Source organism: Trinickia terrae, assembly GCF_005144415.1.
Lineage (GTDB): Bacteria > Pseudomonadota > Gammaproteobacteria > Burkholderiales > Burkholderiaceae > Trinickia_A > Trinickia_A terrae.
Genome location: NZ_SWJE01000015.1, coordinates 116,595 through 130,000 on the forward strand (window position 1 = coordinate 116,595; position 13,406 = coordinate 130,000).

Consider the following 13,406-nt stretch of genomic DNA (forward strand, 5'->3'; position numbering starts at 1 on the left):
AGCGCAAGCACCGCGTTTTGTTTTACCTGCAGTAACCGTAGTCACTACAACTAGTCTAAACAAGGAAACATGTCGTGAAAGTCAGCGCTTTGAAACATTCGGCAGTTGCCGCTCTCGCATTGTTTGCGGCTTGCAACGTCGCCTCGGCCGACACCGTCGTCAAGATCGGCCACGTCGCGCCGCTCACGGGCGGCTCCGCTCAGCAGGGCAAGGATAACGAGAACGGCGCGCGTCTCGCGATCGAGGAGATCAACGCGAAGGGCCTCGTGATCAACGGCCAGAAGGTCACGCTCGAGCTCGACCCGCAAGACGACGCCGGCGACCCGCGCACGGCGACGCAAGTGGCGCAGAAGCTCGTCGACGACAAAGTCGTCGCGGTGGTCGGCCACGAAACCTCGGGCACGTCGATCCCGGCTTCGAAGATCTACAGCGATGCGGGCGTCGTGCAGATCTCGCCATCGGCGACCAACCCGACGTACACGCTGCAAGGCTTCAAGACGACCTACCGGGTCGTCGCGACCGACGCGCAGCAAGGTCCCGCGCTCGCCAACTACGCTGCCAAGGTGATGAAGGTGAAGAGCGTCGCCGTCGTCGACGATTCGACCGCTTACGGCCAGGGTCTCGCGAACGAGTTCGAGAAGACCGCCAAGGCGATCGGCCTGAATGTGCTGTCGCACGACGCGACCAACGACAAGGCTGTCGACTTCCGCGCGATTCTGACGAAGATCAAGGGCGAAAACCCCGACGCGATCATGTTCGGCGGCATGGACGCCACCGGCGGCCCGTTCGCGAAGCAAGCGAAGCAGCTCGGCATGCGCGCGCGCATTCTGGCGGGCGACGGCGTCTGCACGAGCAGCATCGCGGCGCTCGCGGGCAACGGCACCGACAACATCGTCTGCTCGGAAGCCGGCATGGGCCTCGAGAAGATGGACGGCGGCACGGCGTTCGAAGCGAAGTACGAGAAGCGCTTCGGCCAGCACATCCAGCTCTACGCGCCGTACACGTATGACGCGGTGTACATCGTCGTCGACGCGATGAAGCGCGCGAAGTCGACCGATCCGGCGAAGATCGTCGCGGCGATGCCGGCGACCGACTACAAGGGCGTGATCGGCGAAACCACGTTCGACTCGAAGGGCGACCTCAAGCACGGCGTGATCTCGCTGTACGGCTACAAGGACGGCAAGAAGGCGCTGCTCGACGTGGTGAAGATGTAACGATGCTTCGCAAAGCCGGCGGCGCGTTTGCGTGCCGCCGGCCAGGCATGAAAAAGGGCTCTTCGCAGATGGGTGCGAAGAGCCTTTTCGTTTTTGGGCGGCGCCGCGGCAGCGCGTCGCTTCGGGCCCGATCTCAGTCGACTTCGAGAATTTCGCGTCCGTTGAGCGGTTGCACAGGACGTTGATTGTGATCGTAGAACCCGCGCATCGCCTCCAATTGTGCGCGGCTGATCGTCACCGGTTCCTTCAGTTCGATCCAGGTGACGCCCTCGCTGCACGGCGGCGTCGTCAGCGAGCCGGAGTAGGTGTAGTAGCCCGATTTCGTCGCCGGCAGCAGGCCGAGCGGATTGACGAGCAGCGCATTGTCGGTCTTTTCTTCGCCGGGGTTCATCGGGATGTCGTCGAGCAGTGCGCCGAGCACCGGGTTCGGCGTATCGCCCACGACGAACTGCACAGCGACGACGAGCAGCTTGCCGCTCGCGTCGGCGTGGACCAGATGCAGATCCATCGGCGAGGCGCGGCTGGCGAAACGCTCTTCGCCCGGCGAGTGGAAGTGGAATTGGACCAGCTGGTAGCGCGTGTCGCCGAGCGTGACCGAGTCCTTGCCGGGCGTTGCCGCGAATTGAATCGCGTGGCCGGTGTTCAGGAGATGCACGGGCACCGGCTCGTACGAAAACTGGATGCGCGGCGTGTCGGCCGGTGCTTTCTTGGTCGAGCGGATGTCGATCGGCGATTCCGCCCTGCCGGATTCGCAGGTGTGAAAGGCCTCGCTGATCTGCGCCCAATGCTCGGGGCCGCTTGTGCCCGAATAGGTCCAGTGGGAGGCGCTGCCCGGCGCGTGTGCGTGTGTGGCGTCGTCCGCGAGCGCGCCGGATGCCGCGCAGGCGAGCGCCAAGGCCAGAATTGCCTGTCTCATTTCGGGACTCCTGTTCGATCGTGTTGGGGGAGGGGGCCGATTTTATGCAGGCGGTCGTTTTGGCCGTCTCATTAAGCGGGTGGCCGATCGAGGCAGGGGGCAGGGTGTGTGGCGATGCGAGGACCGGCCGGACGCTTCGTTTCGAAACGTCCGGCCGGAGCAGTAGCGCTATTGCGTAATGAGGCCGACGGCTAGCGATCGCCGGCTGTTGCCGAAGGCGGCGCCATGAGCCGCTTGCCGAGACTCACGACCGCATCGGCGCGATAGCCGATCGCCTCGTAGAAGCCCTGGACGTCGCGCTTCGCCGTCAGCACCTGCAGGTTCACCTTCATGCAGCCGAGCGCCGCGAGCGCGCGCTCGGCATGCTCGACGAGCGCGCGTCCGAAGCCTCGGCCGCGCATGTCGGGCGTCACGGCGAGCGAATAGAGCCAGCCGCGATGTCCGTCGTAGCCGGCCATCACGGTGCCGGCCATGCGGCCGTCGAGCAGCGCGACGAAGAACAGCTCCGGCTGCACCGCGAGCTTGTTCGCGATCGACAGGCGCGGATCACGCTGCGGCTTTTGCGGATCGCGGTACTCGGGAAAGGCGTCCTGCCAGATCGCGAGCACGGCGTCGGTATCGCTTGCCGCATCGAACGGGCGGATCGAGAGGGCGGCGGGTGCTGTCATCGTCACGGGCCCGATCAAAGCGAGTCGAGCACGGTGCGCAGCATCGCCATCATCTGGTCGATCTCGTCGCGGGTCACGTTCAGCGCGGGCATGAAGCGCAGCAGGTTGGGGCGCGCGGCGTTCAGCAGCACGCCGTCCGGCTGCATGAGACGCGCCTTCTCGACGATCTGCGGGCCGATGTCCTTGCCGAGCAGGAGCGCGCGCAACAGGCCTTCGCCGCGCTCGCCTTCGAAGCCACGCTCTTCCGACAGCTCGAGCAGCTTCGCCTTGAGATACTCGCCGCGCGCGCGCACGCCTTCGAGAAAGCCCGGTGCCAGCAGCTGCGAGATCACCGAATGGCCCACCGCCGTCATCAGCGGATTGCCGTTGTAGGTGCCGCCCTGGTCGCCCGCTTCGAACACGGCGATCTCCGCCTTCGACAAGAGCGCCGCGAGCGGCACGCCGCCGCCGATGCCCTTGCCGAGCGTCATGATGTCGGGCTCGATGCCGGACAGCTCGTAGGCGAAGAGCGTCCCGGCACGGCCGCAGCCGCTTTGCACTTCGTCGACGATCAAGAGCACGTTGTGGCGCTTCGTCAGCTCGCGCAGCTGCTGCATGAACTCGCGCGTGGCCGGGATCACGCCGCCTTCGCCCTGGATCGGCTCGAGCATCACGGCAACCGTCTTCTCGCTGATGAGCTTCTCGACCGAGGCGATGTCGTTCAGGTCCGCTTTCGGGAAGCCCGGCACTTGCGGCGCGTAGATCGTGTCCCAGCCGGCCTTGCCGCTCGCCGACATCGTCGCGAGCGTGCGGCCGTGGAAGCTGTGGTCGAAGGTGATGATCTCGTATGCGCCGTGCTTGAACTTCTTGCCCCACTTGCGCGCGAGCTTGATCGCGCCTTCGTTGGCCTCGGCGCCGCTGTTCGCGAAGAAGACCTTGTCGAAGGCGCTGTTTTGCGTGAGCAGCCCGGCGAGCTTCGCCATCGGCTCGTTGTAGAACGCCGGCGACGGGTTGATGAGGAGCCGCGCCTGCTGCTCGAGCGCCGCGATCATCCCTTCGTTGCAATGCCCGAGGCTGTTGACGGCCCAGCCTTGGATGAAGTCGAGATAGCGCTTGCCCTCGTTGTCGTAGATCCAGGAGCCCTTGCCGTGCGTGAAGACGATTTCGGGGCGATTCGTGATGTACATCAGTGACTGCGTCGGATACTCGGTGAATTGCATGGCGGCAGGCTCCAGGAGGTGCAAAAGAAATACACGAAAAAAAGCCACGGATTTCCGTGGCTTTTCATGTTTCGACCGATTGGCGCCTGCGATGTTGCTGCAAGGCGCGAACCCATGACTAGCCGACGGCTTCCCAGGCGGGCAGCGCGCGTCGGCGTCGGAGTTCGGTTTGGATGCGGTTCATGGGCGACAGAATACGATAACGAGATAGCTGGTGTAAACCCGTTATACCGCGTTCGCGAGATCGGCCTCGCTCGTGAACGAGTCCGCGTAGAACTCGTCTTCCGGCAGGCAGTGATGGCTCGTGAAGTCGCGCTGCGCCGATTCGACCATCACCGGTGCGCCGCAGGCGTACACCTGATAGTTCGACAAGTCTGGCAGGTCCTCGATGACGGCGCGATGAACGAAGCCCGTGCGCCCGGTCCAGGCGTCGCTTTCGTCCGGCTCGGAGAGCACCGGCACGAACTTGAAGTGCGGATGGTCCTTCGCCCATTGCTCGGCGAGCTCGAGCAAGTAGAGGTCTTTCTTGCGGCGCGCGCCCCAGTAGAGCGTCATCGGACGGTCGAGGTTCTTGAAGAGCGCGTGCTCGACGATCGCCTTGATCGGCGCGAAGCCCGTGCCCGAGGCGAGCAGGACGATGGGCTTGGCGGAGTCTTCGCGCAGGAAGAAGGTGCCGAGCGGGCCTTCGAAGCGCAGGATGTCGCGCTCCTTCATCGTGTTGAAGACGTGGTCGGTGAACACGCCGCCTTGCATGTGACGGATGTGCAGTTCGATCGGGCCTTCCTGGTGCGGCGCGCTCGCCATCGAGTAGCTGCGGCGCTTGCCGTCCTTCAGGATGAATTCGACGTACTGGCCGGCGAGGTACTGGAGGCGCTCGTTGGCGGGCAGCTGGAGCTTCAGGAGCATCACGTCGTCGGCCTTGCGCTCGAGCGCGTTCACGCGGCACGGCAGCTTCTTCACCTGCACGTCGCCGACGCCCGCGACTTCGCGCACGTCGATCTCCAGGTCGCAGTTCGCGGTGGCGCAGCACAGGAGCGCCATGCCGCGCGTCTTTTCATCGTTCGACAGCGCCGACGACGAATGCGCGCGCTGCTCGACTTCGCCGGCGACGATCGCGCCCTTGCACGATCCGCACGCGCCGTTCTTGCAGCCGTACGGCAGGCCGACGCCCTGGCGCAGGGCGGCGGTCAAGATGGGTTCGTCGGGTTCTACCTGAAACTGCCGGCCGCTTTGCCGGAGGGTTACGTTGTATGCCATAGCTCCATCGAAACGAAGAATCGGAAACAGGTGAGCATCGTCTGCCACCGCTACAATGCGTCCACTATGAATGCGACACGAATTTTGCGCCGGCCGCGGGTGCTGATCGTCGGCTGCGGCGATGTTGGCATGCGCTGCGTGGAACGTCTGCGACGTCTCTACGCTCGCACGCGGATCGTCGCGCTCACGAGCCACCTTGAGCGCGTGGCGGAATTGCGCGGCGCGGGTGTGACGCCGATCGTCGGCGATCTCGACGCGCCGCACAGCTTGCGGCGTTTGAACGGCATCGCATCGACCGTCCTGCATCTCGCGCCGCCGCAAAAGGCCGGCGACGACGATCGCCGCACGCGTGCGCTGATTGCGGCACTTTCCGCGCCGCGCCGCCTGCGGCCCAGCTCGCCGCGCGTGGCTGCGACAGGGCGCCGTCTGGCGGCCGTGCGTGCGCGTCGCGCCGGGATTTCAGCCAGCGAAGCAGCGCGTATTGTACCCGACGCACCTTTCTGGTCTGCGCGGCCGGTTGCGCCGATTCGCCTTGTTTACGCGAGCACGACGGGAGTCTACGGGGATTGCGGCGGTGCCCTGATCGACGAGACGCGTCCGGTCAACCCGGCCAACGAGCGGGCGAAGCGCCGCGTCTCGGCGGAGCGGCAGCTGCGGCGCGCGAGTGCGCGCGGCGTGCTGGCGGCGAGCATCGTGCGAATTCCCGGGATCTACGCGCGCAACCGGTTGCCGCTCGCCCGCCTGGAGAAAGGCACCCCGGCGCTCATCGCAGAGGACGACGTCTACACCAACCACATCCACGCGGACGACCTAGCGGCCATTTTGCTGCGAGCGGCACGGCGCGCGCGCGTCGCTCGCGTGATTCATGCCTCCGACGACAGTGCGCTGAAGATGGGGGAGTACTTCGACCGGGTCGCGGACGCATTCGCGTTGCCGCGTGCGCCGCGCATCACACGCGAAGCCGCCGAGCAGCAGCTCGAGCCGATGCTGCTGTCGTTCATGCGGGAGTCGCGGCGCTTGTCGAATGCGCGGCTCAAGCGCGAACTGCGCATCCGGCTGCGCTATCCGAGCGTCGACGATTTTCTGAGTACGGTGCGCTGATTGATTTCCGGCGCCGCGGCATCGAGTAACGGCGCGCGGCGCCGGTTACAGGCGTGAACCTGCTGTTTGCGTCAGGTAATGGCGGGGAGCGTTTCGAGCAGCAGGAAGCACAGGAACGCGCCGATCAACGCCCCGATGAGATTCGGGTGGTATTTGCGCTTCAAGTGCATGGACGTGAGCAGGGCGCCGATGATGATCGCGCCCAGAGCGGCAAACGCGAGCACCAGGTACGAGATCTCGAAGGTATCGCTGATCACCATGATGCGTCTCCCTGGCAATATTTTGTAATAAGTGACTTAAAGCCAGTATAGAGCGCTTTTTGGCCCAAATCATGCTGTGGCGCAGCGGGTGAAACCCTTAAGTGTTGGATCGCGCACACCAGCGCCAAATACGCGCTTAGGGCCGTTCGAGAGCGTGCTAGCCGGTGCGCAAGGCCTGCAAATCGTCGTCCTCGAGCCACTGCCATTGCCCCGGCCCCAGCCCGTCAGGCAGCGCCAGGCCGCCGACCCGTTCCCGATGCAGCGCCTCGCAGCGGTTGCCGATCGCCGCGACCATGCGCTTTACCTGGTGATATTTCCCCTCCAGCACGGTCAGTTCGAGCAGCCGCTCGCCGCGCGAGCGCGCCGCGACGGCCGTGATCGGCTTCGTTTCGCCGTGCAGCAGCACGCCGTCGCGCAGCGTGGCGAGCTGGGCGTCGTCGAGCGGGTGGCGGGTGGCCGCCAGATAGACCTTCGGCACCTTGCGCTTGGGCGAGGTGTAGGCGTGCACGAATTGGCCGTCGTCGGAGAGGAGCAGGAGGCCGGTCGTATCCTGGTCGAGCCGGCCGACGCACTGCACGCCGCGCGTCGCGAGCGGCGGGGGTAGAAGACTGAACACGCTCAGGTGATGCTGCGGATCGCGCGAGCACTCGTAGCCGGCGGGCTTGTTGAGCAGGATGTAGGCGTGCTCGCGGTAGCGCCATGCGGCGCCGTCGACTTCGAAGGTCAGCGATGCGACATCGAATTCGGCGCCGGGATCGGTGCAAGTGGCGCCGTTCACCGCGACGCGAGCATCCGCGATGAGCGCGCGGCATTGGCGGCGCGCGCCGAAGCCCTGGGAGAAGAGAACGCTTTCGAGATCCATGCGCGCGGCGGGAGATGGCGGATGCGGAAGGAAAGGCCCGCATTCTACCAAGCGCGCCGCGCGCGCCTTGCCTCCAGGCGCGCGCCTACTGCACGCTGGCGCGCCGCTCGACGAAGCGCCGCACGTAGTCGTCGGCGGGGCGGTGGACGATGTCGTCGGGCGTGCCGACCTGCACGAGCAGGCCGTCCTTCAGGATCGCGATGCGATCGCCGATGCGCAGCGCCTCGTCGAGATCGTGCGTGATGAACACGATCGTCTTGTTCAGGTTCGCCTGCAACTGCAGCAACTGGTCCTGCATTTCGGTGCGGATCAGCGGGTCCAGCGCGGAGAACGCCTCGTCCATGAGCAGCACGTCGGTATCCGCGGCGAGCGCGCGGGCCAGGCCGACGCGCTGGCGCATGCCGCCCGACAGCTCGTCCGGATAGTGCTGGCCGTAGCCGTCGAGCCCTACCCTGCCGAGCCACAGCTTCGCTTTCTCGAGCGCTTCGGCTTTCGGCTCGCCGCGCGTCGTCAGCGCGTAGGCGGTGTTGTCGATGACGGTCTGGTGCGGCAACAGACCGAAGTTCTGGAACACCATGCTGACCTTGTAGCGGCGCAGCTCGCGCAGGCCTTTCGGGTCGAGCTTGATGACGTCGCTGCCGTCGATCACGATCTCGCCCGCGGTCGGCTCGATGAGGCGGTTGAAGTGCCGCACGAGCGTCGATTTGCCGGAGCCGGAAAGGCCCATGATGACGAAGATCTCGCCTTCGCCGATATGCAGGCTCACGTCGTTCAGGCCGACGTTGCAGCCGGTTTGCGCGAGCACTTCGGCCTTGCCCTTGCCGCTCTTCAAGAGGTCGAGTACGCGCGAGTAGGCGTTTTGCTGGCCGAAGAGCTTGTAGACGTGCTTGACTTCGATCGCTGCCATGACGGGCTCCTTTGCCGATTACTTGGCGGCTTTCGTGGTGTAGCCGGCTGCGGTTTGCGCATCGGCTGCGCCTTGGTCGCCGGCCTTTGCTTCGGCCGCATCGACCGCCGCGCCGGCCGCCGCGTTGTGATACGGCACGCGCGAGGCTGCTTTCGCGCGCTTCTTCAGCGCGAGCAGCCGCCGCGTGCGGCGGTCCTGGCCGTAGCCCTGGCTGATGCGGTCGATGACGATCGCGAGGATCACGATCGCGATGCCGGCCTGCATGCCACGGCCGACGTCGAGCGTCTGGATGCCCGCGAGCACGTCTTCGCCGAGGCCCCGCGCGCCGATCATCGAGGCGATCACGACCATCGACAACGCCATCATCGTCGTCTGGTTGATGCCGGCCATGATGCTTGGCCGGGCGAGCGGCAGCTGCACGTTGATCAGCAGCTGCCAGCGCGTGGTGCCGAACGCGCGCGCCGCTTCGACGACTTCGGCGTCCACGTGCCGGATGCCGAGGTCGGTCAGGCGGATCAGCGGCGGCAGCGCATAGATGATCGTCGCGAAGATCGCGGGCACCTTGCCGAGGCCGAACAGCATCAGCACCGGTATCAGGTACACGAAGCTCGGCAGCGTCTGCATGATGTCGAGGATCGGCAAGAGCACGCGCCGCAGCCATGCGCTTCTCGACGTGAAGATGCCGAGCGGCACGCCGAGCGCGACCGAGAGCACGGTGGCCACGAGCATCAGCGCGAGCGTCTGCATGAGTTTGTCCCACAGCCCGAAGCAGCCGATCACGTAGAGCAGCAGCACGAAGAAGGCGGCGACGCCGACGCGGCGCGTCGCGTTCCACGCGAGCAGGCCGACCGCCACCAGGATCAGCCACGGCGGCACGGCACGCAGCGCCATTTCGATCGGCACCAGCACGTAGCGCAGGATCGACGTGCTGAAATCGTGGAAGCTGTCGCCGTACGCGGTGACGAACGACTGCACGGCGTTGTTGACCCAGTCGGCAATCGACAGGTGCAGAAAGATCGAATTCATGGTGTTACCTCCTGGGCGTGCCGACCGGAGTTAGCGCTTCAGCACTGACTACAGCCCCATGCAGAGCGCTTACTCCGGTCCCATGCTTACGCGCCCGCAAGCGCCGCTTGCACCTTCTGGGCGACGTCGGCCGGCACCCACTGCTTCCACATCTCAGGATGCGTTTTCAGGAACTCGCGCGCCATGGTCGGGCCGTCGATTTTCTTGCTCGTCATCTCGAGGATCGTCTTGTTCAGGAAGTCCATCGGGAAGCTGACTTTCGAGTAGGCCGCGACGACGTCCGGCTCGGCCTGGGAGAACGGCGTCGACACGCCGACCTTCAGGTGCGACACCAGATACGACGACGCGCATTGCGACGCGCTGCTGTCCGCGCGCAGCGTCTCCCAGCACTTCTGGTTGAACGGCGGCATCTTCAGCTGGACGAACTTGTACTTCGCCATCAGCGCGGCCGGCTCCCAGTAGTAGAAGACGATCGGCTTGCCGCGCTCGTAGGCCGAGGTGATCGCCGCATCGAGCGCGGCGCCGGTGCCGGGACGGAAGTCCGTGTAGCTGTCGTCGAGCTTGAGCACTTTCAGAAGCCGCGTGTTCACGCGCTCGCAATCCCAGCCCGACGGGCAGTTCAAAAAGCGGCCCTTGCCCGGCTCTTCGTCGTCGGGGAAGACGTCCTTGTACTTCGGCAGGTCGGCCACCGACGCGAGGTTCGCCGCGACCGGCTTGATGTTGCGGCCCGGGTCGCCCTTCACGACGTACTCGGGCACGTACCAGCCTTCGTTCGTGCCGCCCGGCAGCGTGTCGCCGACCAGCTTCACACTGCCGTCCTTGATGGCCTTGGCGATGATTTCGGAACGGCCTGTCCACTGCTCGGCCCACACCTGCAGGTCGTTGCGCGAGAGCGCGGTTTCGGTGGCGGCGGTGTTGCCGGGCACGGTGTCGGTCTTGCAGCCGTAACCCTTCTCGGTGATGAAGCGCAGCACCTCGGTCGTGAACGAGCCGCTTTCCCACGTCACGCCGGCGAAGCGCACCGGCTTGCCGCTCGAGCACCACGTGCCCGCGTGCGCCGCGGCCGGCATCAGCGCGCCCGCTGCCAGGGCGATACATGACGCGCGCATCCATTGCTTGATTTGCATCCTCGTCTCCAGTTGGTTCGTTTATTTGAAACGCCTTTTCAGGCGTAGGTGCTGCGCTTCGCGAGCGTGGCGTCGAGCGCGGCTTCGTCGATAGCCAGGCCAAGCCCTGGTGCATCGGACAAATTCAGCCAGCCTTCGGAGTCGATATCGATCGGGGCTTGCAACATGAAGTCGCGACGCTCGATCGACCACTCGGGCGGGTCGTACGGGAACTCGATGAAGGGCGCATTGGCGGCGCCCGCGGTCAGGTGAAGGTTGGCGGCGAGGCCGATGCCGTTGCCCCACGTGTGCGGCGTGAACACCTTGCCGCGCGCCTCGACGGCCTGCGCCAGCTTGCGCAGGCCTTCCATGCCGAGCGTGCAGGCGACGTCCGGCTGCACGACGTCGAGGCATTCGCGTGCGAGCAGCTCGTCGAACTCGTAGCGCTCGCGCGTGAGCTCACCGCCTGCGATGCGCACCGGCGTGCGTTGCCGCAGCTTCGCGTAGCCGTCGTAGTCGCCGCGATGCAGCGGCTCTTCCATCCAGTAGACGTTTTGCTTTTCGAGCTCGCGCGCGACGGCAAGCGCTTCGTCGACGGTCCAGGGCGCCTTGGTGTCCCACGGCATGCGCCAGCCCTGATTGCAGTCGACCATCAGCTCGAGCTTGCCGCCGACCGCATCGCGCACGGCGGCGAGCGCGTCGAGATCGCCGGCGAGGCGCGTGCGGCCGAAGCGGATCTTCAGCGCCGGAAAGCCGCGTTCGACGACGTGCTGCGCCAGCTTCGCCATCTCGCCGGGCGTGCGGTGCACGCCGCTCGATGCGTAGGCGCGCACGCGGTGGCTGCGCCCGCCCATCATCCTCCAGCACGGCTCGCCGCGGATCTTGCCGGCGAGGTCCCAGAGCGCGATGTCGAGCGGCCAGGGGCGGCCTGCGTGGAAGCCGATGTTGTCGAGCACGGCGCTGTGGCGGGGCAGGTCGAGCGGGTCGGCGCCGATGAACAGGTGCTCGTAGTCGGCGAAGCCGTACATTGCGTCGCCGGAGCCGAAGCCGACGCGGCCGGCGTCGTCGGTGATGCGCACGATCGTCGCGGGAAATTTGCGGCGCGGCTGGCTATCCCAGGACGCGGGGAACGGCGGGTCGAGCTCGAGCTGATGGTGCGTGATGTCGATCCGCGTGATGCGGTGGGCAGAGCTAGGCATCCTGGGCTGTCTCCATTAGGTAAGTCGCCAGGGGCGGCGCTTCCGTTTCGGTGTATTGACTGCATCCTATGGGTGCAAAAGCCGCAACTCAATCGCTTCAATCGAAGTAAATGACTGCATTCATTCTGTCCGGGCTCGCGCGCATAATGCGTCAATACAAAAGGAGAGCTGTTCATGGCAATGACTGCATGGCTGCCGAAACTGGAGACAGGAAGCGACCCCAAATACCAGGTGATCGCGCGGGCGTTTGCGCAGGCCATCCTCAACGGCCAGCTACCCGCGGGCGAGAAGCTGCCGCCGCACCGCTCGCTCGCAAGCGAGCTGCGCGTCACCACGGGCACGATCAGCCGCGCGTACGCCGAGCTCGAGCGGCAGGGGCTCGCGAATGCGCGCGTCGGCGACGGCACCTATGTCGCCCAGGCGCGCGCCAGGGAGGCCGCACCGGCGCCGTCCATCGCGCGCGGCGCGGCGTCCTCGCCCTCCACGCTGATCGATCTCGGGCAGAACGTCCCTCAGCCGACCGCCGAAGCGCAGGTGCTCGTCCGGGCGCTGCGCGAGATCGCCGGCGACGAAGCGCTCGCCGCCGAATTGCTGCAATACGCGCCGGAAGCCGGGTTGATGCGCCACCGGGAGGCGGGCGCGAAGCTGTTCGCGCGCGCCGGCATGGCGGCCGCGAATCCCGCGCGCGTGCTCGTCACGCAGGGCGCGCAGCATGCGCTCGCGTCGGTGCTGCGCGCGGTCACGCGTCCCGGCGACACCGTGCTCGCCGAGATCGTCAGCTATCCGGGGATCATCGGGCTCGCGCGCCAGCTGCGGCTGCATCTGGTCGGTATCGAAGTCGATCACGAAGGGATCGTGCCCGCCGCGCTCGATCTCGCGTGCAAGTCGCTGCATCCGCGTGCGGTCTTTTGCGTGCCGACGATCCACAATCCCACCACGGCGACGATGTCCGGTGAACGGCGCGACGCCGTCGCGTCGATCCTCGACCGCTATGGCGTGCTGCTGATCGAGGACATCGTCCCGGCCATGTTGCTCGAAGCGCCGCCCGCGCCCGTTGCCGCGCGCCTGCCGGAGCAGTCGTTCCTGATCACGGGGCTCGCCAAATCGGTGGCGCCGGGGCTGCGCGTGGGCTACGTGCAGGCGCCTCAGGCATGGTGTTCGAAGATCGCGGCGGTGGTGCGCAGCGATTGCTGGATGACCGCGCCGTTGCTCTCGGAGATCGCCGCGCGCTGGATCGAGAACGGCGAGATCGAGCGGCTCGACGGCTTGCAGCGCGCCTATGTCGAGACCCAGCAGACGGTGGCGCGCGAGGTGCTCGCGGGCGTCGCCTACCGGCATGCGGCGGCGAGCTCGCATCTGTGGCTGCCGTTGCCCGAGCCTTGGCGCGCGGCCGAGTTCGCCGCGGCGCTCCGTCAGGAGGGCGTGCTCGTGAAGACCGCCGACAGCTTCGTCATCGGCCGCAATGCCGCGCCGCACGCGGTGCGCATCTGCATGACGGGCGCGCGCTCGATCGCGGCGCTGACGCGCGGCCTGTCGATCATTCGCGCGACGCTCGAGCATGGGCTCGAAGGCGAGGTGGCGGCGCCGTATGCGCCGTGACGTCTCCGCAGCGCGTGTGATCCGCGACATCCGTCGACGCGGCTTGCGCAGAGAAGGGCGCATGGCATAATCCAGCCCCATCGCCGCCCTCC

General features: G+C 66.2%; 13 protein-coding genes. 3 read left to right on the forward strand and 10 right to left on the reverse strand.

What is annotated here, in order from left to right; all coding sequences use genetic code 11:
- Positions 1-89 precede the first annotated feature (89 nt).
- Positions 90-1,214: a branched-chain amino acid ABC transporter substrate-binding protein gene (locus FAZ69_RS25050; protein WP_240702467.1), complete on the forward strand. Its 1,125-nt coding sequence runs from the start codon at positions 90-92 to the stop codon at positions 1,212-1,214.
- Positions 1,215-1,347: 133 nt separating this feature from the next.
- Here FAZ69_RS25050 and FAZ69_RS25055 read toward each other — a convergent pair whose 3' ends face one another.
- The 4 genes from FAZ69_RS25055 to FAZ69_RS25070 form a co-directional block, all read right to left on the reverse strand.
- Complete coding sequence (locus tag FAZ69_RS25055) at positions 1,348-2,130, reverse strand: carbonic anhydrase (RefSeq protein ID WP_136897789.1); 783 nt, start codon at positions 2,128-2,130, stop codon at positions 1,348-1,350.
- A gap of 191 nt (positions 2,131-2,321) precedes the next feature.
- Positions 2,322-2,798, reverse strand: coding sequence for a GNAT family acetyltransferase (locus FAZ69_RS25060; RefSeq protein ID WP_136897790.1), 477 nt, complete (start codon positions 2,796-2,798; stop codon positions 2,322-2,324).
- Positions 2,799-2,812: 14 nt separating this feature from the next.
- Positions 2,813-3,997: an acetylornithine transaminase gene (locus FAZ69_RS25065; protein WP_136897791.1), complete on the reverse strand. Its 1,185-nt coding sequence runs from the start codon at positions 3,995-3,997 to the stop codon at positions 2,813-2,815.
- A gap of 225 nt (positions 3,998-4,222) precedes the next feature.
- Positions 4,223-5,254 (reverse strand): CDP-6-deoxy-delta-3,4-glucoseen reductase, encoded by a 1,032-nt coding sequence (locus tag FAZ69_RS25070; protein ID WP_136897792.1) that lies wholly within the window; start codon positions 5,252-5,254, stop codon positions 4,223-4,225.
- A gap of 66 nt (positions 5,255-5,320) precedes the next feature.
- On the opposite strand from FAZ69_RS25070, the gene FAZ69_RS25075 reads away from it, so the two are divergent.
- Positions 5,321-6,355, forward strand: coding sequence for an NAD-binding protein (locus FAZ69_RS25075; RefSeq protein WP_136897793.1), 1,035 nt, complete (start codon positions 5,321-5,323; stop codon positions 6,353-6,355).
- Positions 6,356-6,426: 71 nt separating this feature from the next.
- Here FAZ69_RS25075 and FAZ69_RS25080 read toward each other — a convergent pair whose 3' ends face one another.
- The 6 genes from FAZ69_RS25080 to FAZ69_RS25105 all read right to left on the reverse strand — a co-directional run bounded on the left by FAZ69_RS25080 (position 6,427) and on the right by FAZ69_RS25105 (position 11,715).
- Positions 6,427-6,615, reverse strand: coding sequence for a hypothetical protein (locus tag FAZ69_RS25080; RefSeq protein ID WP_136897794.1), 189 nt, complete (start codon positions 6,613-6,615; stop codon positions 6,427-6,429).
- 157 nt (positions 6,616-6,772) lie between these two features.
- The gene (locus FAZ69_RS25085) at positions 6,773-7,477 is read right to left on the reverse strand and encodes a pseudouridine synthase (protein WP_136897795.1); all 705 of its coding nucleotides are present in this window, start codon (positions 7,475-7,477) and stop codon (positions 6,773-6,775) included.
- Between the two features lie 85 nt (positions 7,478-7,562).
- Positions 7,563-8,384: a quaternary amine ABC transporter ATP-binding protein gene (locus FAZ69_RS25090; protein WP_136897796.1), complete on the reverse strand. Its 822-nt coding sequence runs from the start codon at positions 8,382-8,384 to the stop codon at positions 7,563-7,565.
- Between the two features lie 18 nt (positions 8,385-8,402).
- Positions 8,403-9,410 carry an ABC transporter permease gene (locus tag FAZ69_RS25095; RefSeq protein ID WP_136897797.1) on the reverse strand — a complete coding sequence of 336 codons (1,008 nt, stop codon included), beginning with the start codon at positions 9,408-9,410 and terminating at the stop codon, positions 8,403-8,405.
- Between the two features lie 86 nt (positions 9,411-9,496).
- Positions 9,497-10,537 carry an ABC transporter substrate-binding protein gene (locus tag FAZ69_RS25100; protein ID WP_136897798.1) on the reverse strand — a complete coding sequence of 347 codons (1,041 nt, stop codon included), beginning with the start codon at positions 10,535-10,537 and terminating at the stop codon, positions 9,497-9,499.
- 38 nt (positions 10,538-10,575) lie between these two features.
- Positions 10,576-11,715 carry a mandelate racemase/muconate lactonizing enzyme family protein gene (locus FAZ69_RS25105; protein WP_136897799.1) on the reverse strand — a complete coding sequence of 380 codons (1,140 nt, stop codon included), beginning with the start codon at positions 11,713-11,715 and terminating at the stop codon, positions 10,576-10,578.
- A gap of 174 nt (positions 11,716-11,889) precedes the next feature.
- Between FAZ69_RS25105 and FAZ69_RS25110 the strand changes: the two genes are divergently transcribed.
- Entirely contained in the window at positions 11,890-13,314 is a 1,425-nt protein-coding gene (locus FAZ69_RS25110; protein WP_136897800.1) for an aminotransferase-like domain-containing protein, read from the forward strand.
- The last annotated feature ends 92 nt before the right edge of the window (positions 13,315-13,406 follow it).